Annotated in this window: 24 protein-coding genes; 9 read left to right on the forward strand and 15 right to left on the reverse strand. The window is 47.0% G+C overall.

What is annotated here, in order from left to right; translation table 11 throughout:
• Window positions 1–91 precede the first annotated feature (91 nt).
• The 3 genes from DFP83_RS08070 to DFP83_RS08080 all read left to right on the forward strand — a co-directional run bounded on the left by DFP83_RS08070 (window position 92) and on the right by DFP83_RS08080 (window position 3,854).
• Window positions 92–2,140, forward strand: coding sequence for a tetratricopeptide repeat-containing diguanylate cyclase (locus DFP83_RS08070; protein WP_110574639.1), 2,049 nt, complete (start codon window positions 92–94; stop codon window positions 2,138–2,140).
• Entirely contained in the window at window positions 2,140–3,366 is a 1,227-nt protein-coding gene (locus tag DFP83_RS08075) for an NRAMP family divalent metal transporter (RefSeq protein ID WP_110574640.1), read from the forward strand. The genes DFP83_RS08070 and DFP83_RS08075 overlap by 1 nt, the downstream gene beginning before the upstream one ends.
• Before the next feature lie 122 nt (window positions 3,367–3,488).
• Window positions 3,489–3,854: a MaoP family protein gene (locus DFP83_RS08080; RefSeq protein WP_110574642.1), complete on the forward strand. Its 366-nt coding sequence runs from the start codon at window positions 3,489–3,491 to the stop codon at window positions 3,852–3,854.
• On the opposite strand, the gene DFP83_RS08085 is transcribed toward DFP83_RS08080, so the two are convergent.
• From DFP83_RS08085 to cutA, 12 genes are all read right to left on the reverse strand, one after another.
• Window positions 3,837–5,588, reverse strand: a complete 1,752-nt coding sequence (locus tag DFP83_RS08085) for an EAL domain-containing protein (RefSeq protein WP_110574644.1) — start codon at window positions 5,586–5,588, stop codon at window positions 3,837–3,839. The genes DFP83_RS08080 and DFP83_RS08085 overlap by 18 nt on opposite strands.
• A gap of 106 nt (window positions 5,589–5,694) precedes the next feature.
• Entirely contained in the window at window positions 5,695–6,978 is a 1,284-nt protein-coding gene (gene purD, locus DFP83_RS08090) for a phosphoribosylamine--glycine ligase (RefSeq protein ID WP_110574646.1), read from the reverse strand.
• A gap of 3 nt (window positions 6,979–6,981) precedes the next feature.
• Window positions 6,982–7,833, reverse strand: coding sequence for a class I SAM-dependent methyltransferase (locus DFP83_RS08095; protein ID WP_110574648.1), 852 nt, complete (start codon window positions 7,831–7,833; stop codon window positions 6,982–6,984).
• A gap of 80 nt (window positions 7,834–7,913) precedes the next feature.
• Entirely contained in the window at window positions 7,914–9,476 is a 1,563-nt protein-coding gene (gene purH, locus DFP83_RS08100; protein WP_110574650.1) for a bifunctional phosphoribosylaminoimidazolecarboxamide formyltransferase/IMP cyclohydrolase, read from the reverse strand.
• Window positions 9,477–9,559: 83 nt separating this feature from the next.
• A complete protein-coding gene (gene fis, locus DFP83_RS08105) occupies window positions 9,560–9,853 on the reverse strand; it encodes a DNA-binding transcriptional regulator Fis (protein WP_006954357.1) in 294 nt (97 codons plus the stop codon).
• An 18-nt stretch (window positions 9,854–9,871) separates the two neighbouring features.
• Complete coding sequence (dusB, locus tag DFP83_RS08110) at window positions 9,872–10,834, reverse strand: tRNA dihydrouridine synthase DusB (RefSeq protein WP_110574652.1); 963 nt, start codon at window positions 10,832–10,834, stop codon at window positions 9,872–9,874.
• A gap of 125 nt (window positions 10,835–10,959) precedes the next feature.
• A complete protein-coding gene (prmA, locus tag DFP83_RS08115) occupies window positions 10,960–11,841 on the reverse strand; it encodes a 50S ribosomal protein L11 methyltransferase (RefSeq protein ID WP_110574654.1) in 882 nt (293 codons plus the stop codon).
• Between the two features lie 3 nt (window positions 11,842–11,844).
• A complete protein-coding gene (accC, locus tag DFP83_RS08120; RefSeq protein WP_110574656.1) occupies window positions 11,845–13,194 on the reverse strand; it encodes an acetyl-CoA carboxylase biotin carboxylase subunit in 1,350 nt (449 codons plus the stop codon).
• Window positions 13,195–13,214: 20 nt separating this feature from the next.
• Window positions 13,215–13,670, reverse strand: coding sequence for an acetyl-CoA carboxylase biotin carboxyl carrier protein (accB, locus tag DFP83_RS08125; RefSeq protein WP_110574658.1), 456 nt, complete (start codon window positions 13,668–13,670; stop codon window positions 13,215–13,217).
• Between the two features lie 20 nt (window positions 13,671–13,690).
• Window positions 13,691–14,161, reverse strand: coding sequence for a type II 3-dehydroquinate dehydratase (aroQ, locus tag DFP83_RS08130; protein WP_198679844.1), 471 nt, complete (start codon window positions 14,159–14,161; stop codon window positions 13,691–13,693).
• A gap of 155 nt (window positions 14,162–14,316) precedes the next feature.
• Complete coding sequence (locus tag DFP83_RS08135; protein WP_110574662.1) at window positions 14,317–16,023, reverse strand: protein-disulfide reductase DsbD; 1,707 nt, start codon at window positions 16,021–16,023, stop codon at window positions 14,317–14,319.
• On the reverse strand, window positions 16,020–16,343 hold the full coding sequence (gene cutA, locus DFP83_RS08140; RefSeq protein WP_110574664.1) for a divalent-cation tolerance protein CutA: 324 nt from the start codon (window positions 16,341–16,343) through the stop codon (window positions 16,020–16,022). Before cutA ends, DFP83_RS08135 begins: the two co-directional genes overlap by 4 nt.
• A 141-nt stretch (window positions 16,344–16,484) precedes the next feature.
• Here cutA and DFP83_RS08145 point away from each other — a divergent pair, with 141 nt between their 5' ends.
• The 3 genes from DFP83_RS08145 (at window position 16,485) to DFP83_RS08155 (ending at window position 19,132) form a co-directional block, all read left to right on the forward strand.
• Complete coding sequence (locus DFP83_RS08145) at window positions 16,485–16,775, forward strand: co-chaperone GroES (RefSeq protein ID WP_006954340.1); 291 nt, start codon at window positions 16,485–16,487, stop codon at window positions 16,773–16,775.
• 47 nt (window positions 16,776–16,822) lie between these two features.
• A complete protein-coding gene (groL, locus tag DFP83_RS08150) occupies window positions 16,823–18,466 on the forward strand; it encodes a chaperonin GroEL (RefSeq protein WP_110574666.1) in 1,644 nt (547 codons plus the stop codon).
• 132 nt (window positions 18,467–18,598) lie between these two features.
• A complete protein-coding gene (locus DFP83_RS08155) occupies window positions 18,599–19,132 on the forward strand; it encodes a DUF3016 domain-containing protein (RefSeq protein WP_110574668.1) in 534 nt (177 codons plus the stop codon).
• Here the strand turns inward: DFP83_RS08155 and DFP83_RS08160 are convergent.
• Together DFP83_RS08160 and epmB are read right to left on the reverse strand one after the other, a co-directional pair.
• Window positions 19,107–19,427 carry a hypothetical protein gene (locus DFP83_RS08160; protein WP_110574670.1) on the reverse strand — a complete coding sequence of 107 codons (321 nt, stop codon included), beginning with the start codon at window positions 19,425–19,427 and terminating at the stop codon, window positions 19,107–19,109. The two genes, DFP83_RS08155 and DFP83_RS08160, sit on opposite strands and share 26 nt — an antisense overlap.
• A 12-nt stretch (window positions 19,428–19,439) precedes the next feature.
• Window positions 19,440–20,462, reverse strand: coding sequence for an EF-P beta-lysylation protein EpmB (epmB, locus tag DFP83_RS08165; protein WP_110574672.1), 1,023 nt, complete (start codon window positions 20,460–20,462; stop codon window positions 19,440–19,442).
• Between the two features lie 111 nt (window positions 20,463–20,573).
• Here epmB and efp point away from each other — a divergent pair, with 111 nt between their 5' ends.
• The 3 genes from efp to DFP83_RS08180 all read left to right on the forward strand — a co-directional run bounded on the left by efp (window position 20,574) and on the right by DFP83_RS08180 (window position 22,599).
• Window positions 20,574–21,143, forward strand: a complete 570-nt coding sequence (efp, locus tag DFP83_RS08170; protein WP_110574673.1) for an elongation factor P — start codon at window positions 20,574–20,576, stop codon at window positions 21,141–21,143.
• A gap of 6 nt (window positions 21,144–21,149) precedes the next feature.
• Complete coding sequence (epmA, locus tag DFP83_RS08175; protein WP_110574675.1) at window positions 21,150–22,109, forward strand: EF-P lysine aminoacylase EpmA; 960 nt, start codon at window positions 21,150–21,152, stop codon at window positions 22,107–22,109.
• A 79-nt stretch (window positions 22,110–22,188) separates the two neighbouring features.
• Entirely contained in the window at window positions 22,189–22,599 is a 411-nt protein-coding gene (locus DFP83_RS08180; RefSeq protein ID WP_110574677.1) for a MerC domain-containing protein, read from the forward strand.
• Here DFP83_RS08180 and trmA read toward each other — a convergent pair.
• Window positions 22,596–23,702 (reverse strand): tRNA (uridine(54)-C5)-methyltransferase TrmA, encoded by a 1,107-nt coding sequence (gene trmA, locus DFP83_RS08185; RefSeq protein WP_110574679.1) that lies wholly within the window; start codon window positions 23,700–23,702, stop codon window positions 22,596–22,598. The two genes, DFP83_RS08180 and trmA, sit on opposite strands and share 4 nt — an antisense overlap.
• Window positions 23,703–24,119 lie beyond the last annotated feature (417 nt).

Here is a 24,119-nt window from a genome sequence, read left to right on the forward strand (position 1 = left end):
TAAATAAGCTAAACTGTTACAGGATGTTGCAAAGTCGTATACAATGTCGCCGCTTACACAAAAAATATAACAAAAAGTTGGACGCATATCCGTGAAATTTGCCAAAACTCATGAGTCATTCAGACAAATACTTTTCCTATTGTTGCTGAGCCTTGCGGTAATTGGCTATGCGTCTTTAGTCGAAGCAAGTGGAATTCAGGATGAATCTGCTCAGTCGATAGAGTCGCAGCTCGATGATTACCTTAATCAGTCGGCGGCTGATGACTTTGATGGCAAAGCCTTTTTGCAGCCGGTGATTAATCGCTTAACTTCTTCGACACCGCTTGCGACGCGTGTTAGGGCATGGACTTATTGGGCCTCAGAGTTTGCCTACGATGAGCAATTCGACAAAGCGAATGGCGTTTTAGAGCAAATTGGGAAGGAGGTTCAGCGTAGTGATGATGCGAACCTGAAAGCCGAGTTACTTGCCAATAAAATCGACCTTCTGGTTATGGATGGCAAGCTCGATAAGGCATTTATTAAAGTGCCAGACCTTGAAGCGATGATGCCTCAAGTACAAAGTCCTCGTATTAATTATTACGCCTACAATCTGCTGTCGCAGCTCTACACCGAGTGGAGTCGCTATGAAATAGCGTTAGGTTATTTGATTAAGGCGCAGTCCGCACTTGACCACATGCAAGGGATTAATCAGCTGCGGCGCCGCCTGTTTTTGAAATCTTCGATCGCGGATATTCAATTAAGACTCGAACAGTGGGACTTAGCGTTAGAGACGTCGCAAGCGGCGCTCGATGAAATTGGCGATAATTCATTTCCTGCGCTTTCGTACGAGCTTTGGTTTACACAGTATTATGCGTATACCAGTCTTGGTAACTACGAGCTGGGCTTAAGTGCACTACAAAGAGCTTACCAATACACCGAAAACTATCCCTTTCAGCGCGCCATCGTATTGAATAATTTTGGCGACTCGTACATGCGACTCAATCAGTTGAACGAAGCCAAGTCGCATCTTAATGAGGCGCTAGAACTCGCGCAATCGTTAGATTACGAGGATATGGTAAGAACTGTTGAATTTAACCTTGGGTTTATTGCCGTTCGCCAAGGTGACAGCCTGGGTTTGCAACAGATGAAACGCGTTGTGGATTATTTTCGCGAAACGGAACAGCTCAGCGCGTTAGAGCAAACATTAAAAGAGTTGGCGCAAGCGTATGAAATTATGGAGCGCTACAAAGAACAGGCGAGCGCTTTAAAGGAGCGCCAATCGATCCGCGAAAAAATTCTACAGAACTCGCAGAATAAAGCGTTAGCCGAGATGCAAGCACTGTACGATAATCGCGATAAAGCACAACGCATTGACTTACTTGAACAAAAAAACAAGTTGAGCGAGCAAATCATTGAGAATAATCGGCAACAAACGATCATCACATGGTTGGCTATTATTCTTGGTGGCTTTGTGTTCTTAGCGTTGTTACTTTTATATCGGAAAGTAAAAGAATCAAATCGTAAATTAAAACAAGCTAACTTTGCGTTGTCGGAGCAGACTAAACGGGATCCACTCACTGGATTAGAGAATCGCCGCTCGATGCAACTGACCATGGAAGCGCGTAAACAAAAAAATGTCACAGCACCCATTGGTTTAGTGTTACTTGATATTGATAACTTTAAGCGAATCAATGATACCTATGGACACCATACGGGTGATGAGGTGTTAGTTGAGATGAGTCGTCGGTTACGCGAATTATGTCGAGAGGACGATAGCTTGGTGCGTTGGGGAGGCGAGGAGTTTCTATTTTGTTTGAATCGCGTGAACCAGCAACAACTGATTGAGCTTGTAAGAAGAATTCAGCAGGCCGTCTCATCGGCTCCCGTTAAAACCGGGAAAAAGGACATCAGTGTGACGGCAACTATTGGTTTTATTACATTACCGTTTAGTCATTTCGACGAAGCGGAGCTTGACTGGGAAAGTGCGTTAAAGTTAGCTGACTTGGCATTATACTCTGGCAAAGCACGTGGCCGCCATTGTGCGGTGGGCGTGATGGGCTTAACGGAGCAGGGCCATGTGCATATGGACGATCTTATTGAAAACTCAGATGCAGCCATTGAAGAAAATTGGCTGGTGCTTGAGCTTGTAGAGGAAGGCTAATGAAGCTATCTCAGTTTGGCCCCGGAGCACTTGTAGCCGCTGCATTTATCGGCCCGGGAACGGTAGTCACTGCATCACTTGCTGGCGCTGGATTTGGTTATGCACTGTTATGGGCGCTGGTCCTGTCGACGCTTATTTGTGTCATATTACAAGAGATGGCGTCGCGTATTGGTGTGGTAACAGGTCACGGGTTGGGTGAAAATATTCGCCAACAAATTACTGCGCCGTGGCTTCGCATTTTGTTCTTCACGCTGATTATTGCTGCGATTATTGTCGGCAACAGCGTCTATCAAGGTGGCAACTTATCGGGCGCAACGCTCGGTGCGCAAGAAGCACTTGGACACGTACCTTGGTTATCGAACTGGTTTGAACAGGGTTGGCCGGTGATTTTTGGTGTGCTTGCAGCGACTATTTTGTGGCAAGGCAAGGCCAAGTTCATTGAGTACGCACTCATTTCACTCGTGTTACTGATGAGCCTTGCGTTTATCGGTACCTTTTTACTTACCCAGCCCAACTGGCTTGGCGTGACAGATAGTTTGCTTCGTTGGCGATGGCCGTCTGATAGTATTCTGACCGTGATAGCGCTGGTTGGTACGACTGTGGTGCCTTATAACTTGTTTTTACACAGCGCGTCGGTCGCTAATAAATGGTCAGGTGATGACGGTGTCAAAGCCGCACGTATCGATACGTTTATATCGATACCGTTAGGTGGTTTGATTTCGATGGCAATACTCGCGACCGCGGCAAGCGCCTTTTTTGCGCAAGGGATAGCGATTGACTCGGCGGGTGATCTCGCGATTTCGTTAGCGCCGCTGTTCGGCGATTGGGCGAAGTATTTAATGGCGTTGGGCCTATGTGCGGCGGGTATTTCTTCTGCGACCACTGCACCGCTCGCATCGGCTTATGCGTTATGCGGGATAATGGGCTGGCGTCAATCATTAACTGGACGCGCTTTCCGTACTATTTGGGCGGTGATTTTGCTATTGGGTGTCGTGATAAGTAGCTTAGGTATTTCACCCATAAAAGTGATTTGGTTTGCACAGATTGCTAATGGTGTGCTGCTGCCCGTTATTGTCGGTTTTATTTGGTGGCTATGTAACCAGTCGACAATGGGAAAAATGAAGAACAGTATCCTTGGCAATACGTTTGCTGCACTAATTATGCTAATAAGTATCGTATTGAGTTGGAAAAGCTTGCACCATGTATGGCTTTCCGTGACCGGGTAAAATAGTTATTTGCAAGTAAACAAAAAGTTTTCGTTGACAAAAATCCTTTCTACATCTATATCGTCATTGTCGTTATAGGCGACAGACTTTTTGTTAGGTTTTAGTCTGTAGGAAGGGCTGCCATGACCGCAATTACACGTGAATTTTTATTGAGAAAACCGTTCAACGATTTCCGTAATTACCCCTATGGTTTTTCTCGCTCAGGGGACTTTTCTATCCGGGAAAGTGACGCGCTCACTCAATATGGTTGTTTGATCACTGCACTATTGCAGGATGAGTTAAAGCCAAGCTGTGATGAGGACATTTCATTGCTTGCATCGGCTCGTGGTGAACAAGCGCCCGTAACCGTTGTTGAAAAGGCTTGGGCGAAATACCAAGCGCGCATACATCGTCCTAAAGTGGCGAGCATGTACGGCAAAGGTAAATTATCTGATGAGGATTTTGGCTACTCCACTGATAGTGAAGATGACTTAATCGTCGAGGACTAATTGAGGAAAGCGTCTGTGACTAAAGAAACAGGCGCTTTTTTGTTCCAGCTTGGCTTTTTTCTTAGCCTCAGCCGCTAAATCTGATACATCGTGATACGAATTACAACGATAGTAGTCTGGCTGCACAACGCCTACGGCAATTCCCAATAATGGAAACTGCGCACGCTCGCCTGTACGGTCATTTGCTAAAATGTAACGTTTTTTCTGGTCGGCGGTCGAATAAAAGTCTTTGACCTTAGCTTCAAAGCGTTCAACTACTTTATGGTATTTATCTCGATTAGCAGGCTCAACGGGCGATATAGTGACAAAATCATCACCACCAATATGACCAATAAAATGATGACTTTCCGAGAACACTTCGCGCAGTAAATCGCCTACCCAAGAAATGACTCTATCGCCTTTAGAGTAACCGTAAACGTCGTTATATGGTTTAAAGTTATTGAGATCAAAATAGGCAACTTCAAACGCTTTATTCTCTTCTAAGTACTGAGAAATTGTTCGGTGTATTGGGACGTTGCCTGGTAATAACGTCAACGGGTTGGCATAACGTGCATTCTGTACTTTGACTTCAGTAATGCGTCTGAGCAAATCACGTATCGACGCAATGCCTTGGAATCGACCGTCTTGCGTTACGATAAACTGTTTGTATATATCCACATCAAAGTCGTCGGTCACCTTATTACTAACAAGGTCTATTGGAGTTTGCCAGTCGACAATCATGGGGTTTCTATCCATCACCCGCACAACATCTTTGTTGGCGTAGAGCGCTCGCCCGTACGATCCTGAAAACAATTCCATTATTGCTTCTCGCCTGAGCATGCCTATGGGCTTCATGTCATCAACTACCGGTATCGCAATGAGCTGCTTATCCTCGGTAAAAAGGTCGAGTGCGACATGTGCCTTGGTTGTAGAGGGGATCGTTGGTGCGTCCTTTACAAGCTGTGCAATGGTATCGCTACTCGGGGTATGCGAACTTGCGATACGCTCAAGTAGTTGAGAGTCAGGATGCAGTGGTGGGTTCTGAGTCGGTCGGCAGAGATAAAAGCCCTGATATAAGTGAATACCTAATTCGTTGAGCTGCTTTAGTTCAGCTTGAGTCTCGATGCCTTCTGCAATCACTTTCGCATTTAAGTTGCGTGCCAGGTTGATGATCGATTGTACGAACTCTTTCTTGGTCGCATCGTGCTGGAGTTCACTTATAAAGTACCGGTCAATTTTGACAAAGTCTGGCTGCAATTCAGACCACAGCTTTAAACCGGAATAGCCTGCACCTAGATCATCAATGGCGACACGTAAACCCAGCGCGCGGTAATGTGTGATGGCTTCAGACAGCAGTTCAGTATCGTCGATTGGATAACGCTCTGACAGTTCGATAATAATGCGATCGGGGGCTAATCCATGCAATTGTGAGAGTCGCAACGTGCTGCCAGTGGGATGGCTTTCGTCTTTTAGAACGTTAGGATTCACATTGAGAAACAACTTAGCATCAGTGTCGAGTTCGACAAAACGTTGTATCGCTGCACTGCGGCAAGCTAACTCAAGCTCTGATAGTAAGTCTTCTTCTTGTGCGACGCGAAATAGTTGGTCAGGGAACTCGAGTGAATGACCTGCGGGTCCGCGAATGAGGGCTTCAAACCCCAAGATCGTCTGGGATGCATTGTCAAAAATTGGCTGAAATAGCGGTGACAACCGGTCATTTTCAATAAGTTCTAATAAGGCTTCCCGATTCGACATGCATAAGGTGTTAACAAATTGACAATGACGTCAATTTATCTCATTTCGGTGACGAATTTGTGACAAATGAAATAAAAAAGCGGCTTTTCAGCCGCTTTTATTTTAACTACTGATTTAGCCGCTTAATCGCGTGATGAGCAATATCATTGCGATAATAAACGTTATCCCAATGAATATGCTTCACCAACTGATAGGCTTCGAGTTGTGCTTGCTGGACATCGTCACCGAGTGCGACACAACATAAAACGCGTCCGCCATTGGTGACCAAACGACCATCCTCATATTTCGTTCCAGCATGAAATACTTTGTAGGATTCAGTCGCTGCTGGAATACCTTTGATTTCATCGCCTTTTTTATATGATTCAGGATAGCCGCCAGCGGCCATCACAACACCCACTGCGGTGCGTTCATCAAAGCGTGCAGACGCGCCCGCCAACTGACCGGTGATCGCCTTTTGGCACAGCTCAACAAGGTCTGATCGCATACGCATCATAATCGGCTGTGTTTCAGGGTCGCCAAAGCGGCAGTTATATTCCAACACTTTAGCGGAGCCGTCAGGTGCAACCATTAAGCCAGCATAGAGGAAGCCTACGTAGGGTGTCCCCTCGGCCGCCATACCATCGATGGTCGGTTGGATAACATGCTGCATGACCCATTGATGCACCTCATCGGTAACAACAGGTGCCGGCGAGTATGCCCCCATGCCGCCTGTATTGGGGCCTTTATCACCGTCATCACGGGCTTTGTGATCTTGACTCGAGGCAAATGCAACCGCTGTCTTACCGTCGGCTACAACGATAAAGGATGCCTCTTCGCCGGTTAAAAACTCTTCGATTACGACACGACTGCCGGCCGCACCGAATTTGTTTCCAGCCAGCATATCGTCAATAGCAGCATCCGCCTGTTCGAGGGTTTCAGCAATAATGACGCCCTTACCAGCGGCAAGGCCATCGGCTTTTATGACGATAGGTAGTTGGTTGTCACGCACATAACGTTTAGCAGCATCAGTATCAGTAAACGTATCGTAGGCAGCTGTTGGAATGTCGTGACGTGCCAAGAAGTCCTTGCTAAACGACTTTGATCCCTCGAGCTGCGCGGCGGCGGCTGAAGGACCAAAAATAGCGAGTTTACGTTGTTGAAAAAGGTCGACAATACCTTTTACTAACGGCGCTTCGGGTCCCACGATCGTGAGGTCAATTGCGTTTTCTTGCGCGAAGTCAGCTAGACCATCAATGTCTTCCGCATTGATACTGACATTTTTCAGGTTAGCTTCATCGGCTGTGCCCGCATTACCCGGAGCGACAAAAACTTCAGTGACTTTCTCTGACTGGGCGGCTTTCCATGCAAGTGCATGCTCGCGACCACCGCCACCAACTACCAATATCTTCATGTGTTACCTTTGTGTTGTTGGTTTTCTGAATTTCAATGTAAAGCGATCGCTTTCTCCAATCGCCTTGTAAATTTCCGCGTCGTCACCCTCATTAACATTGAGCGTAGGAGGCAGGTTCCAAACGCCATTTGGATGATCGGCTGTATCTTTCGGGTTAGCGTTAACTTCACTTGCTTCGACGAACTCAAAGCCCGCTTGTTCTGCGATATCAATCACCCATTGTTGATGCACATAGCCTGACTTTGCCATCGCGTCCGCATTTGCTCCGCTCGGCAGGCGGTGGTCAACGACACCCAGAATACCGTCTGGTTTGAGCGCTCGCCAAAACTGTTCGAAAGCATCACGCACCGCTTCTTCGCCGCCACTCATATACCAGTTGTGGACATTGCGGAAAGTCAGTACGCGATCAGCGCTGTTGGGTGGCGCGATATCGCTCTCCAGTTCGGTTAGTGGGGCAAATTCAGTAATTTGAATGTTACCAAATACCGCTTCTGTTTGAACGCGGTCGGTGAAATTCTCTAACGAGCGTTGATAATAATCGCTATTGGAATTTTGCGGGAAGTGAGCAGCGTAGAGTTGTCCACCCTCACTTAAATAAGGGGCAAGAATTTCAGTGTAATAACCGCCGCCTGGCCAGATCTCGACCACTGTCATGGAAGGCGCCACCTCAAAAAACTCAAGTGTTTCGACAGGGTGTCGAGCCGAGTCCCGTTTTACAAAACGCTCGGTTCGGCTCTCATCTTGCACGGCTTGCTGTAACGTCATGTCAGAACCGACCGACTGATCACCGCCTGCTTGACCACATGCGCTCATACTTAACGCCGCGGCAATGGATAACATCAATTTAGTTTTCATTCTTCTTCCTCCGTAGTTGTTCAAGATAGATTAGCCCTGCATAGACAGGGCTGCAAATCTGTCTATCTATTACCTACGGATTAATGACGGAAATGGCGCATTCCCGTAAACACCATCGCAATACCGTGTTCATCAGCGGCGGCAATGATTTCTTCGTCACGAATCGAACCACCCGGCTGAATAATAGCTTTGATGCCTGCTTCGGCAGCGGCGTCAATGCCATCACGGAATGGGAAGAATGCATCGGATGCCATCACTGAGCCTGGTACATCGAGACCCTCATCATTTGCTTTAATACCCGCAATTTTGGCGCTGTAGACACGACTCATTTGACCGGCGCCAACGCCGATTGTGGCACCCTCTTTTGCGTATACGATAGCATTTGATTTGACGAACTTAGCGACTTTCCAGCAGAAACGCAGGTCGGCCATTTGCTCATCGGTAGGTGCGACTTTTGAGACTACGCGCAGTTGTGATTCATCGACGTCTTGCGCGTCTGCTTCTTGCACCAGCAAACCGCCTGCTACGCGTTTGTAATCCCATTGCGCAGACTCTTCTGACCAGTCACCGCAAGCAAGGAGACGAACATTCTTTTTAGCGGCTACGATTGCTTGCGCTGCATCACTGACCGCTGGGGCAATGATGACTTCGACAAATTGCTGGTCAATGATTGCTTTAGCGGTTGTTTCGTCGAGTGGACGGTTGAACGCAATAATGCCGCCGAATGCTGAAGTCGGATCGGTTTTGAAGGCGCGTTGGTAGGCTTGCTCGATAGTGTCTGCGACAGCCACACCACAGGGGTTGGCATGTTTGACGATAACACAGGCGGGTTGAGTGAAGCTCTTCACACATTCAAGTGCCGCATCGGTATCAGCGATGTTGTTGAACGATAATGCTTTGCCTTGCAATTGCTTGGCACTTGATACGGTACCTGCGGGCGCATTGTGCTCGGTATAGAATGCCGCTTGTTGGTGGCTGTTCTCACCGTAGCGTAGGCTCTGCTTATGGTCGAACTGTAGGTTATATGTGCGCGGGAATGCCGCCTCGCCACGCAAACGACCGCCCAAGTAATTAGCAATCATGCCGTCATATTGCGCGGTGTGCTCAAACGCGGACACTGCGAGTTCGAAACGTTTCTCGGCAGATACTGCACCATTATGCTGTGCCATTTCGGCGAGCACTTGATCGTAGTCGTCACTGTTAACCACGATCGTAACGTCTTTGTGGTTTTTGGCAGCAGCGCGCACCATAGTAGGTCCGCCAATATCGATATTTTCAATTGCGTCTTCGAAACTACAGTCGTCTTGAGCGACAGTCTTTGCGAACGGATAAAGATTAACAACGACCATATCGATAGGTGCTATACCGTGAGTTTCCATGACCGCTTGGTCGACATCACGACGGCCCAAGATACCGCCATGAACCTTTGGATGAAGTGTTTTTACACGGCCATCCATTATCTCTGGATGACCCGTGTGGTCCGAGACATCTTTGACGGTTAGGCCGGAGTCGCGTAACAGCTTGGCGGTACCGCCTGTAGAAAGGAGTTCTACGCCGCGCGATGCAAGTTGCTTGGCAAACTCCACGATACCGGTTTTATCTGAAACACTTAAAAGAGCACGTTTGATAGCTGGGGTCGTCATTATAAAGCCTTAATTTGAATTACAATTAATGGACAGTTTAGTAAAAAAAAGAGCGCCAGAAGGCGCTCTTGTAGAATAGGCAATTAGTTCATGCCGTATTTCTTTAATTTTTTGCGTAAAGTTCCACGGTTGATTCCAAGCATTGTGGCTGCGCGCGTTTGATTCCCTCGGGTGTAAGTCATAACTTCTTCAAGTAGAGGCGCTTCTACTTCTGATAATACAAGCTCATACAATTCTTCTGGATCTTGACCGTCTAATTGACGTAAGAAGCTGTTGATAGCTTGTTTGACTGAGTCACGTAACGGCTTTGGTTGTGAGTTATTTCCAATAGTGGTTAAAGGAGATGTGTTCTCACGATTTGGGTTTTGATCAAACATAATGCGCTTATCTCTTTCCTACAGTGACAAAAAATAATGTTCCAGGGTATTAATCTGCTGTTCAGCTTCTTCAATACCGTTAAACGCTTGGCGAAATTCGCGTCCGTTAGGGCGCTCATTGAGATACCAGCCAACGTGCTTGCGAGCTATTCGCACACCTTTATACTCGCCGTAGAACTGATGTAAGGCTTTAACATGTTCTACCACAGTACGTGCAACTTCTTCGAGCGGAGGGGCTTGCAAATGCTCTCCGTACTCAAGGAAGTGCTGTATTTGCTTAAATATCCAAGGGTTTCCCTGGGCACCCCGTCCAATCATGATGGCGTCGGCACCCGTATATTTAAGCACGTGCGCTGCCTGCTCCGGTGACGTGATATCTCCGTTAGCAATGACCGGAATCGAGACCGTCTCTTTAATCGCGCGAATCGTATTGTACTCTGCTTCACCTTTATACATGCACGCACGTGTGCGTCCGTGTATGGCTAGAGCCTGAATACCACACCGCTCGGCAATCTGAGCAATTTCAATTCCGTTTTTGTGGTCTGGGTTCCAACCTGTTCGCGTTTTTAACGTGACGGGTACATCAACCGCTTCAACCACTGCTGTTAAAATGTGTTCTACAAGCTCCGGGTGTTGCATTAACGCTGATCCCGCGAGCTTTTTATTCACTTTTTTTGCCGGGCAACCCATATTGATATCAATGATCTGGGCGCCTTGGCTGACATTTATTTTCGCTGCTTGAGCCATTAGTTCAGGTTCAGAGCCAGCAATTTGTACCGACCGGATACCGAGCTCACCAGAGTGGTCCATGCGTTGCATGGATTTATCTGTTTGCCAGACCTTCGGATTACTTGACAGCATTTCTGAGACTGTCATCCCTGCGCCTAGCTTATAGCAAAGCTGCCGGAACGGTTGATCAGTGACCCCCGCCATCGGCGCTAAAATCAGGTTATTTGGCAAAGAATATGAACCAATCCGCATCGGTTAAAAACTACTCAGCGAAAAGGGGGAGAATTTTATGGAATTTATGGGATAAAGAAAAGGCTAAAAAGTATGCAAATTAGGTCTTTTTTTAATTTTTTACTATTGACAAAAGTCGCGCAGAGTCACTCTGCGCGGTATCCTGCCAACATCACCCATTCTTCTTGTTGAGTTGGTGTTTCAAATTCGATTTCTGGCGCGTAGGCGTCCATCACCGATTGCGCTTGGCGCTCGAGTATGCCCGAGAGCACTAGGCGCCCGCCAGGCTTTACAAAACCTTTGATGATATCTGATAGCTCACGTAAAGGCCCTGCGAGTACATTCGCTAAAACAAGGTCGGCTTGCGCATTGGGATGCTGTTCGGGAAGGAACACATCAAATTGGTCGGCAACTTGATTACGCTCTGCGTTCTCTTGTGTCGAGAGCAGCGCTTGTTTATCAATGTCGATCCCCATCGCCTTTGCTGAACCCAGTTTGAGCGCAGCAATGCCCAAAATACCCGATCCACAGCCAAAGTCGACGACTTGCTCACCGCCCTTAACATTGGCATCGAGCCACTCAAGACACATCGCTGTCGTCGGGTGTGTGCCGGTGCCAAATGCCATGCCTGGATCGAGCAAAATGTTGACGGCGTTAGGATCGGGAATATCGCGCCATGTTGGGCAGATCCAGAGTCGATCGCCAAATTGAATGGGGTGGAAATTATCCATCCATTCCAGTTCCCAATCTTTATCTTCCAGTCCATCCAGCTTGTACTGTAAGGGTTTGGACAGAACCTTGGCTTTTTCGAGGTTGGCGACGACAGGCTTCATGTCGAGGCTAGCGTCAAATAAGCCGGTCACTAATGTCTGCTTCCAAAGTAGCACTTTGCCTAACGGTGGCTCAAAAATCGGTGTATCAGCGGCATCACGATAAGTGACGGCTTGTGCGCCATTAGCCATGAGCATGTCCCCAACTTGGGGCGCATGCTCTTCGGAGCTTGATAACGTGAGTTGAATCCAGGGCACCGTTTAGTGACCCCCAAGGCCAAGTTTTTTCTCAAGGTAGTGAATGTTAGTACCACCGTGTTGGAAGTTCTCATCAGCCATGATGGATTTCTGTAATGGGATATTAGTCTTGATATTCTCGATGATCAGTTCACTTAACGCATTGCGCATACGGGCAATAGCGATGTCACGGTTTTCACCGTATGTAATGAGCTTGCCAATCATTGAGTCATAGTTCGGTGGTACTTTGTAATCCGCATACACATGTGAATCCCAACGTACACCAAACCCACCCGGTGAGTGGAAACGAGTGATTTGACCTGGAGACGGTACAAAGGTATCGGGATCTTCCGCGTTGATACGGCACTCAACCGCGTGACCACGAATAACCACATCCTCTTGATTAAAGGATAATTGGCGACCCGCTGCGATGCGCAATTGCTCTTTAATCAGATCAATACCCGTGACCATCTCAGTTACTGGGTGCTCAACCTGAATACGGGTGTTCATCTCAATGAAGTAGAACTCACCGTTTTCGTATAAGAATTCAAAGGTACCGGCGCCACGATAGCCAATTTCGATACAGGCTTTTGCACAGCGCTCGCCAATGAATTTGCGCATTTCAGGAGTAATACCCGGCGCTGGCGCTTCTTCGACAACCTTTTGGTGGCGACGCTGCATTGAGCAATCACGCTCACCTAAATGAACCGCATTTCCCTGACCATCGGCGAGTACTTGGACTTCGACATGGCGTGGATTCTCAAGGAACTTCTCCATGTACACGACTGGGTTACCGAAAGCTGCACGCGCCTCGTTTTGAGTCATGCGGATAGCACTCAAGAGTTCGCTTTCCTGACGCACAACACGCATACCGCGACCACCGCCGCCACCTGCTGCTTTGATGATAATCGGATAGCCGATGCGTTTCGCTAATTTGATGTTACGTTCGTCATCGTCGTCCAAAGGACCATCAGAACCCGGTACACAAGGTACACCCGCCTTTTTCATGGCCTTAATTGCGGACACTTTATCGCCCATTAAGCGAATCACGTCTGCCGTCGGACCCACGAAAACAAAACCTGATTTTTCAACTTGCTCAGCGAAATCAGCGTTTTCAGCAAGGAAGCCGTAGCCTGGATGGATGGCCGCTGCATCGGTAATTTCTGCTGCACTGATAATTCGTGGAATATCAAGGTAACTCTCTGATGCAGGTGCTTTACCAATACAAATAGCTTCGTCGGCTAATAAGACGTGCTTAAGGTTTCGGTCGACCGTTGAATGAACAGCCACCGTTTTAATGCCAAGCTCTTTACACGCGCGCAAAATGCGAAGTGCAATTTCGCCGCGGTTTGCTATGACCACTTTATCTAACATGATGCGTTCCTGGTTTATTCTTACTCAATGACGAACAGAGGCTGATCAAACTCAACTGGCTCTTCGTTCTCGACCAAGATTTGCTTAATTACGCCACTTTTATCCGCTTCGATTTGGTTCATCATCTTCATTGCTTCGACGATGCACAAAGTGTCGCCCGCATTGACGCGTGAGCCTACAGTTACAAACGGGCTCGCGTCAGGTGAAGGTGCTTCGTAAAAAGTTCCTACCATCGGTGAACGAACGATATGGCCTGAAATTTCTTCAGATTCCGCTGCTGCAGCATTGTCAGAACCTTGCGGTGCTGGCGCAGGCGCAGCTTGTTGAGGCGCTGCACTGTATTGGATAGGTGCTTGCGCTGGCTGTGGGCTGTAACGATTGATGCGAACCGATTCTTCGCCTTCAGTGATTTCTAATTCAGAAATGCCCGATTCTTCAACTAACTCAATGAGTTTTTTAATCTTGCGGATATCCATGGTGCTTTTTAACCTCTAATTTATTTTTCTAGAGTTGAATCGATGAGCCGATTAGCAGCCGCTAATGCAAGCTCGTAACCGTAAATCCCGAAGCCACTGATCACACCTTCGGCGATGTCTGCCAAGTACGAGTGGTGACGAAATGCTTCGCGACGATAAATATTGGAGATGTGAACTTCATAAAAAGGTATACCCACACCCAGTAACGCGTCTCTAAGCGCGACACTCGTATGTGCGAAAGCGCCGGGATTGATGATAATCATTTGGGCGTTGTTTACTGCCTCATGCACCCATTCAATGAGTTCATATTCACGGTTGCTTTGCTTGCATTCGAGCGTCACACCCAATGTACTTGCTTGTGTGTGGAGTAGTTGCTCAACATCTTTCAGTGTTTCATGTCCGTATATATTTGGCTCGCGACGCCCCAATAAGTTCAAGTTGGGTCCGTTTAAAACCAAAATATGCTTTTTTTGTCGAGAAGTGTTTTGCATATTGCCGCCAAAAGTTACGAACATGTTAAAAATCAAAAATTAATGGCGGTTAAATGAAATTTCACCGCCATTTTCACAAAACTTTTTGCATTATAGTTGAGTTGCGCTAGTTTGCAGTAAAATACTGGTCTTATCAGCGATTTTAGCCGCAAACTCTAGTTTGCAGTGTCTTTCATCTTTTGTAAATGTTCATTGAACGCATCTTCATCCAAAAAGCCGGTTACGCGCCACTGTGTCAGTTCCTCTCCATTGGGGGAAAAGAACAGTAATGTCGGAAGACCAAGTACTTGATAGCGGTTCAGTAACTGCTGATGGTCCGCCGTATTGTCAGTGACATCAATCTGAAGTTTCTTGAAGTCACTTAATGCGTTTTGAACGGATGAACGCGAAAACGTATATTGCTCGAATTCCTTGCACGCTACACACCAGTCCGCGTAAAGATCGACCATCACCCATTGTTGTGATTGACGTGCTTGCTCAAGTTGTTGAGTCAGCGCTGTGCTCGATTCAACGCGGGCGAAAAAGCCATGAGATTGCTTCACTGCGTAATATTTATCGACTTGCCAGTAACTGCCAGCTACAGCCGTCGCGGTGACTAATATAAAGAGGAGTGCACGGCTCAATGGGTGTTTCAGATCAAGAACATGTCGGCCCATATAGGTTGCCAATGCAGCGAAGTAGGTGAGCCACAACACAAAGCTGAGAATATCCGATAATAGCCGCTCAAGGAGGAACACCACCGCGGCGAGTAGTAACCAACCGAGTAAGTGCTTGATGATATTCATCCACGCACCTGCTTTGGGCAGTAGTCGGCCGCCTGATGCCGCGAATATAATTAAGGGTAAGCCCATGCCCAAGCTCAATACATAAAGCAGCAGTGCGCCGGAAAGTAAGTCGCCTGTTTGTGCAACGAACAGCAGTGCACCGCTTAACGGGGCCGTCGTACAGGGCGACGCGACTAATCCAGAAATGACCCCAATAGAAAAGACACCCGCAATTCTTCCACTGCGTTGTTGGCGGCTTATATTGTCGAGTCGGGATTGCCAAGCGCTAGGTAACTGGAAGTTAACGATCCCGAGCATGCTCATCGCAAACAAAGCAAATGCAACCGCAAGCACTCCAATGATAACAGGGTGTTGAAAATACGCCTGAAACTGCATGCCCATTGAAGCAACAATCAAGCCCAGCAATGAATATGTAATTGACATTCCCTGTACATAGACAAAGGCGAGTAAGACAAGGTTTTTTAATGTCTTCGGCTTATCGCCAACCACCGTTGCAGAGATGATCGGGTACATGGGAAACACACAAGGCGTAAACGCCAGCCCAATGCCGAGTAAAAAGAAGAGTCCGAGTGTGGCTAAGTCAACGTGTTTAACCAGCGTATTGGCCACCTCATCAGCCAAGAGAGCGGGAGATTGCTCATTGGCATCGTTTTGTAATGTTATCGTGTGTGTTTCGGGTGGATAGCATAAACCGGCGTCAGCGCAGCCTTGATAGTGAAAGTCGACTGAGTTGACCGAGTCATTGAGATCATAAGTGAGCTCAACGTAATTGCGGTAAATTTTGGTTTCGCCAAAAAACTCGTCAACGTGGGGTTCGGCTGGTGGATAATCGATAGGGCGTTTAACGGCCGATGCAGGTGTAATCTTAAACGCGTGTTGATACAAGTAATAACCTGGCTGAATTTCGATGCCAATGGTGAGCGGCGAATCATTCACAACTTGAATAGTAAACGCTTGGTCGACGGTTAAAAATTCAGGTTGCTGGCTGAATAGGTTGCTATTCTGTGCAAACGCATGACTTGTAAGTAAAAACCAAGATACTAGCGCCACTAAAAAAGCCGAACATGTTTTATTCATGGCTTGGTTTGTACCTCGACCCAGTCTAAATATGACTCTAACCCATCGACAACTTCGGTAACGATAAACTCGGGTGAGTCGTAGTTGTGTTGCTCACTAATAAACTGCTTAAGGTTCGCGACCTGCCAATGATGGGTTTTAATCACCAACCAGTATTCACTGTCGCACTGAACTTTATCTTCCCAGCGATAGTAAGAACTCACCTTGGGCACGATTTTTACGCAAGCGGCTAAACGTCGCTCAATCATTGCTTTAGCGAGTTTATCAGCAACGTCGCCATCGTCGGTAGTGGTGTAAACCATGCGGATGGGAGTGGTCATGTTCACCTCGAATATGATGAAAAAAATTTTCTTGCAAACCTTGATAACAGAAAATCATACCCCATTTAAAGGTCACAGCTAAATTTTAACGCCCACCGAGTGGGTTTTATCAACAACAATAGGTTAAGGAGTTATCGAGAAATGAAACTTCGTCCTTTACACGACCGAGTCATTATCAAGCGTATCGAAGTCGAAGCAAAATCGGCAGGCGGTATTGTTCTAACTGGCTCAGCAGCAGAAAAATCAACGCGTGGTGAAGTCGTTGCCGTTGGCAACGGACGCATCTTAGAGAGCGGTGAAGTACGTCCACTTGACGTTAAAGTGGGTGACAAAGTGCTTTTCAATGAAGGGTACGGCGTTAAGACTGAAAAAATTGACGGCGAAGAATACCTGATCATGAGCGAAAGCGACATCTTGGCTATCCAAGAGTAAGCCGAATCTAAACAGTCTCTAAGAGTACAGTTAAGAGGAATCAAAAAATGGCAGCAAAAGAAGTAAAATTTGGCAATAACGCGCGTCAAAGAATGTTGAAAGGTGTAAACACCCTTGCAGACGCGGTTAAAGTGACCTTAGGTCCTAAAGGCCGTAACGTTGTTTTAGACAAATCATTCGGCGCACCAAGCATCACTAAAGATGGTGTTTCTGTAGCGAAAGAAATCGAGCTTGAAGACAAGTTCGAAAACATGGGCGCACAGATGGTCAAAGAAGTTGCCTCAAAAGCGAACGACGAAGCAGGTGACGGAACGACGACTGCGACCGTTTTAGCGCAAGCTATCGTGAACGAAGGTGTTAAAGCCGTTGCTGCGGGTATGAACCCGATGGATCTGAAACGTGGTATCGATAAAGCAGTTACTGCGGCTGTTGAAGAGTTGAAGAAAATTTCTCAGCCATGTGCCGACAGCAAAGCGATCGCACAGGTAGGTACTATCTCAGCTAACTCTGATAGCACGATCGGCGAAATCATTGCGAAAGCAATGGATAAAGTCGGCCAAGAAGGCGTTATCACTGTTGAAGAAGGTCAAGCATTACAAGATGAGCTTGATGTCGTTGAAGGTATGCAGTTTGACCGTGGTTACTTGTCACCATACTTCATCAACAATCAAGAAAGCGGTTCTGTTGAACTAGATAACCCGTTCATCTTGCTCGTTGATAAGAAAGTTTCGAACATTCGCGAGTTGTTACCTGTACTTGAAGGCGTTTCTAAAGCAGGTAAGCCTTTGCTTATCATCGCTGAAGACGTTGAAGGCGAAGCGTTGGCGACCTTGGTTGTTAACAACATGCGTGGCATCGTGAAAGTTGCAGCCGTGAAGGCACCTGGTTTTGGTGACCGTCGTAAAGCCATGCTGCAAGACATCGCGGTATTGACGGGTGGTACGGTCGTTTCTGAAGAAATCGGCATGGAACTTGAGAAAACTCAGCTTGAAGACTTGGGTACTGCTAAGCGTGTTGTTATTACCAAAGACAACACCACTGTTGTTGACGGTAACGGTGACGATGCAGCGATTGAAGGTCGTGTAACGCAAATCAAACAGCAGATGGAAGACACTTCATCTGATTACGACCGCGAAAAACTGCAAGAACGTCTTGCTAAACTCGCCGGCGGTGTTGCGGTTATCAAAGTTGGCGCAGCGACCGAAGTTGAGATGAAAGAGAAGAAAGCACGTGTCGAAGACGCATTGCACGCAACCCGTGCTGCTGTCGAAGAAGGTGTTGTACCTGGTGGTGGTGTTGCGTTGGTTCGCGCTGCAAGCAAGTTAGCGGATCTAACGGGCGACAACGAAGAGCAAAACGTAGGCATTCGTATGATGCTACGTGCGATGGAAGCTCCACTTCGTCAAATCGCATACAACGCGGGTGCTGAAGCGTCTGTCGTCGCAAACCGTGTACGTGAAGGCGAAGGTAACTTCGGTTACAACGCGGGTAACGACACTTATGGCGATATGCTAGAGATGGGTATTCTTGACCCAACTAAAGTAACTCGCTCTGCACTTCAGTTCGCAGCATCGGTGGGTTCATTGATGATCACTACCGAAGCGATGGTCGCTGAAGTACCAAAAGACGATGAGTCTGCTGGTGGCATGGGCGACATGGGTGGCATGGGCGGTATGGGCGGCATGATGTAATTCGCCGTTCAACCTTCTGAACACTCAAAAAAGAGCCCTGCGGGGCTCTTTTTTTGTTTGCCCATGTGTTTCGGGAATCTTTTGGTTATATTGTAGTCAAACCTTGTGAGTCAATTACCGATGGAGGTGATTATGAAAAGGATACTGATTACAGCGTTGATTCCGCTATCTTTTATGGCAACGACTGTGTTGGCCGGCGAGGCGAAAGTAACGTTCAAGAATGTTGAAAAGTACACAGACTTTTCGCCAGCAACAGGCATTGAGTCGCGTTTCCAAGAAAAAACGAAAGAAGACTTTACTGAAAAGTTCAATGAATTGGCTGGCTTACTGCCAAAAGGTCAGACATTTGATGTGACGGTGACTGACGTTGATTTAACGGGGCGTGTCGAGCCGACATTTGGGCAAAGTGCCACCTCGTATATTCGCGTTGTACGGCCCATTGATTTTCCGCGCATGAATTTGACGTACAAATTGATCGATGATCAAGGCGAGGTCATTAAAGAAGATTCTGTGGTTGTGAAGGATATGGGATTTGATATGAGCAGTATGGCGTCGATTAAGCGTCAGCGGAATATCAATTACTATGAACATAAGATGCTCGAAGACTGGTTTAGAGAAACCTTCTCCGAGCAAATAAAAGCTAACCAGCCTGGCGGAGCTGCTTAAGGCGCGCCAAGGTTTCTGTGAGCAGCTGGAGTTGTTCAACAATCGTTTTTAACAACGCTTCGTTATCGCGCTCCAGTTGCCATGTTTGAACATTCTTGGTGACTTCCTGAAGGTAAGGTTGAAAGCGGTTGCCTTTGGTCTCAAAGACCGCTTGTTCAACAAAAATGCTGTCGAATTTTGCTTTTCCTTGTTCACGTAAGTCATCTAGATACTGGTCGGCATCGACAACTTGGCGGTACAGCACACGTAGGTGCTCTTGCAATTGGTTGTCAACGCGGTCGATTGCTTCACTCATCGTTAAGTTTCCTCATTCGCTCGGCATGATGGGTGTTTTACTGTCACGGTTAGGAATTTCGCGAACCAATTTAGGCACTAAAAAGCCAGGCAACTGCGCATTGACTTGTTGCCAAAGTTCACGCGCGCGCTGATCGCTTACTGCAAAGTGCGCAGCTCCTTGAACCGGGTCAAGTTGATGTAGGTAATAGGGTAACACAGACGCGTCAAAAAGCCTTTCGCTGAGTTGTGCTAATGTGTCCGCATCATCGTTGATATCCCTCAATAAAACACTCTGATTCAATAGTGTGATGCCTCGGTCCCGCCAGCGCGCAAGATGCTGCTTGAGTGACGCACCGATCTCATTAGCATGGTTGGCATGAATGACCAGTATAACTTGTTCAAAACGCGCGGTGAGATGCTCCGCAAGCCGTTGAGTTAATCGTTGCGGGAGCACAACGGGCAACCGCGAATGAATACGTAGCCGTTTAATTTGCTTAAGCTCGGCGAGCTGATCGGCCAGCGCAATGAGGTAACTGTCGTTGGCAAAAAGCGGGTCACCGCCACTTAAAATGACCTCATTGATGTCTGGGTGTTGGCGTATATACTCTACACAGTCACTAAACTGCTTACGTGGCAACACATCCTCGGCGTAGGGATAATGACGGCGGAAACAATAACGACAGTTAATCGCACAGGCACCTTGCACAAGTAACAAAACCCGCGACGCGTATTTGTGAAGTAAACCTTGAGGTACGGTACTGGCGTGCTTATCAGTGACTTCATTAAGAGGATCTGTGCTATAACCCGGAGTCACTGCAAACTCGTCAGCAACCGGCAGTACTTGGCGTAACAAAGGATCATGTGGATTACCTTGCTCCATGAGCGCGACAAATGGCCGGGGCACACGAAACGAGAATAGGCGCTTTGCCTCAATGTGTTCGCTGAACGGCGCGGGATCGATTCCTAGCGTTTCCAACAGCTGGAGCGGATCTTTATAGCTTTTGGCGAGTTCAAGTTGCCATTCATCGCGCGTTGATACGTCAAGGGTTTGCATTGCACGACTCCCTATTTAACAATTAATGTCATTATTTTACCTGAAAATCCGCTTTGATTGGTTTATTATTGCCGCAATCAAGTTGTATTGAGAAACAAGGATACAAAATTTATGGCGAATTACAGCACCAACGAATTTAAAGGTGGCTTGAAGATCATGCAGGACGGTGAGCCTTGCTCTATCGTCGAGAATGAGATGGTTAAGCCGGGTAAAGGTCAGGCGTTTAACCGAGTTAAAATCCGCAAGCTGATTAGCGGAAAGGTAGTCGAGAAGACGTTCAAATCAGGCGAGTCTGTTGAAGGCGCCGATGTGATCGAACTTGAGCTTGCTTATCTGTACAACGATGGTGAGTTCTGGCACTTCATGAACAACGAAACCTTTGAGCAAGTTGCCGCAGATGCAAAAGCGGTTGGTGAAGCAGAGAAATGGTTAGTTGAACAAGACGTATGTACGCTCACGCTGTGGGAAGGTAATCCGATTAATGTTCAACCACCTAACTTCGTTGAACTAGAAATCACTGAAACCGACCCTGGTTTAAAAGGTGATACGGCGGGTACTGGTGGCAAACCAGCCACATTGATTACCGGCGCGGTTGTGCGTGTACCGTTGTTCGTGCAAATTGGTGAAGTTATCAAGGTAGACACTCGCTCTGGTGAGTACGTCTCGCGCGTCCAAAAGTAATTTAAAATGGCTGACTGGCGTTCACAAGCCACGCTCAACACATTAAAAAAGCGAGCGGAGTTGTTACGACAACTTCGTTCGTTTTTTTTCGACCGTGATGTATTGGAAGTTGATACGCCACTCCTTTGTAAGCATGGCGTGACTGACCTTCATATTGAAAATCTTGAAACTCGTGACAGTGAGGATAACTGCCGTTATCTCCAGACTTCGCCAGAATATGCGATGAAACGGCTTTTAGCACAATACGGGCATAGTATTTATCAGCTCAGTCACGTTGTGCGGGACGATCCAACCGGACGCCACCATAATCCAGAATTTATGATGTTGGAATGGTACCGAGTTGGTTTTGATGATGAGCAATTACTGGCAGAAATAGAGACACTTCTGACAAGCGTAGCGGGGGCGCCGCCTCTATTGCGGTTGAGATACCAAGATGCCTTTATTGATTACCTGCAATGTGATCCGCTAACTGATTCGGGCGTGCAAGCGATTCACCAGCGTTTAAAAGACGACGAGCGTACTCACTCGTGGATGGTAAGCGAAGATAGCGTCGATACGATATTGCAGGTGGCGTTTAACTTTTATATCGAGCCCCAGTTGCCCTTATCACAGCCCGTTGCGATTACGCATTTTCCTTCAAGTCAGGCTGCATTAGCTCAAATCGATTCGGACGATCCACGAGTTGCGCGTCGCTTCGAAATTTATTGGCAGGGTGTTGAACTGGCAAATGGCTATTACGAATTGACGGACGCAGTCGAACAGTCGTTACGTTTTGAGAAAGATATTGCATTGCGGCAAAGTGCCAAGCTGCCGTATCGCGCTGCCGATGAGTTACTCTTAGCAGCAATTAAACATGGGCTCCCGCGTTGTGCGGGTGTTGCGATGGGGGTCGATCGGTTACTTATGATTCTGTGTAATGCTTCCTCAATTGAACAGGTACTGCCTTTTTCTTATCAGTCAGCTTAAATATTAAAAATAGTGATCGCCCTTGCTAGCGGTGTGCGTATGTTATAATATAACACGCTCATTGAGGTAAGGGGGTCATATGACTTATTTAAAGCAACGAAAATTGGACCGCGCGGGTATTTGGATTACCACTATTTGTGCTATCCACTGTTTGCTATTACCCCTTATCCTTCCTTTATTGGCGTTGATTGGTTTTTCATTTTTAGGTGAAGACCTACTCGAGAACGCTATTCTTGGTATTAGTGTTGTGGTTGGCTTGGCTGCATTGATTGGTGGTGCTAAGCAACATGGTAAATGGTCGCTGTTGTTACCTTTGGTCGCGGGCGCCTTTATTTATTCACAACGCGATCTGCTTGGTCCTTGGGGCGAGCCTGTCATCATCGCATTAGGAGCGGGTTTAATTATCTACGCTCATATCAGTAATCTGCGCCGTTCGCGTAAATTGTCGGCTTCGACAGCAACCCCGCTCGCCGAAGCCGAGAACATTTAATCCGCCTTTCGTTCGAGTAAAACACCCGCTTCAATATGATGAGTGTAGGGGAACTGATCAAATAGTGCTGCCTTGGTGACATCAAACTTGTCACTCAATGCTTCAATGTTTTGTATCAAGGTTTCAGGATTACAGGATATGTATAGTATCCGCTGGTACTCACTCACGACATTAAGGGTAAGATCGTCAAGACCCGCACGTGGTGGATCGACCAGTACAGTGCCAAAGTCATAGCTGGTTAAATCAATATCTTGCAAACGACGTTTTTCGACATCGCCTTTAAGTGCTTCACTGAATTCCTCTGATGACATGCGAACAAACGCAACGTTATCGACTTTATTCATTTGCGCAGCGGTTTGCGCTGAGGCAACAGAGCGTTTACTTATCTCAGTTGCTAACACATGTTCAAATTGTGTCGCCAATGGTAGGGTGAAATTGCCATTACCACAGTAAAGTTCAAGTAGATCGTGACTTGATGTGCCAACAGCATGCATGGCCCAAGTGATCATTTGCTGATTAATGGCCGCATTAGGCTGGGTAAATGCATTCTCTGTCTGCACAGTCTTCCAACTATGTTGACCGAGCGTCAGTGATTCGATGACCTCATCAGTACCGATAACATGCTTTTGCTTTCGCGCACGTCCGATAAGACCCAGTTTTGCAGTAAGAGAACTCAGAGCTTTATGCATCTGCTCAGCTGCTTCCTCCCACTCTTTATCCAGTTGCTTATGATAAAGGCACGAAATCACGGCTTCATTTGTAGTGGTGGTAAGAAAGTCGACCTGAAACAGTTTGTTTCTGAGTATCGGCTTATCGATCACATAGTCGCGTACAGCGGTCATTAGTGTATTGATAAGTTCGGAACCAGGAACGAATTGGTCCATGCGGATCTTTTCACGGGTCTCAGGGTTAAACATTATGTAGTACAAATCATCTTGTTCATGCCAAACCCGAAATTCCGCGCGCATACGGTAATGACTGCGTGGGGATTCGTGCAAATCCAGCTCACCTTTATAGTAAGGAGACAATAGCGCTGCTAATCGTTTTGCCTTATCGGCGAATTGTGCCGGGTATTCGGCGGTATCAATTGTTTTATAGGTCATGATGAGTACGTGTTGCTTCTGATTAATGAGATCTAGTTTATCATTTTTGGCGCGTAAGTGCGGAATTGCTGACTTATTAGCCAGATTTGGGGTGGATTATGTTGGCTTTATTTACATTTGCTGAGAATCTGTTCAAACGAACAAAAGAGTTTAAAAAAGCCCTTGACCTGCGGAGATAAATATCTAAAATACGCCCCACGTTCGAGGCAGGCAACGAAGCCGCCGAAAACATAAGTTTTCTAAAAAATCTTTTTTCAAAAAAGTGTTGACAGAAAACTTACGGTGTGTAGAATACGCACCTCTCGCAGCAAGGCTGCTGAGAAACGCTCTTTAACAATATATCAAGCCAAGCAAACTGTGTGGGCACTTGCAAAAGTAAGCAACAAAGAAATATTGCAACTTTTGAATGAGTGTCTA

Source organism: Idiomarina fontislapidosi (assembly GCF_003226255.1).
In the GTDB taxonomy this organism is placed as follows: Bacteria; Pseudomonadota; Gammaproteobacteria; order Enterobacterales; family Alteromonadaceae; genus Idiomarina; species Idiomarina fontislapidosi.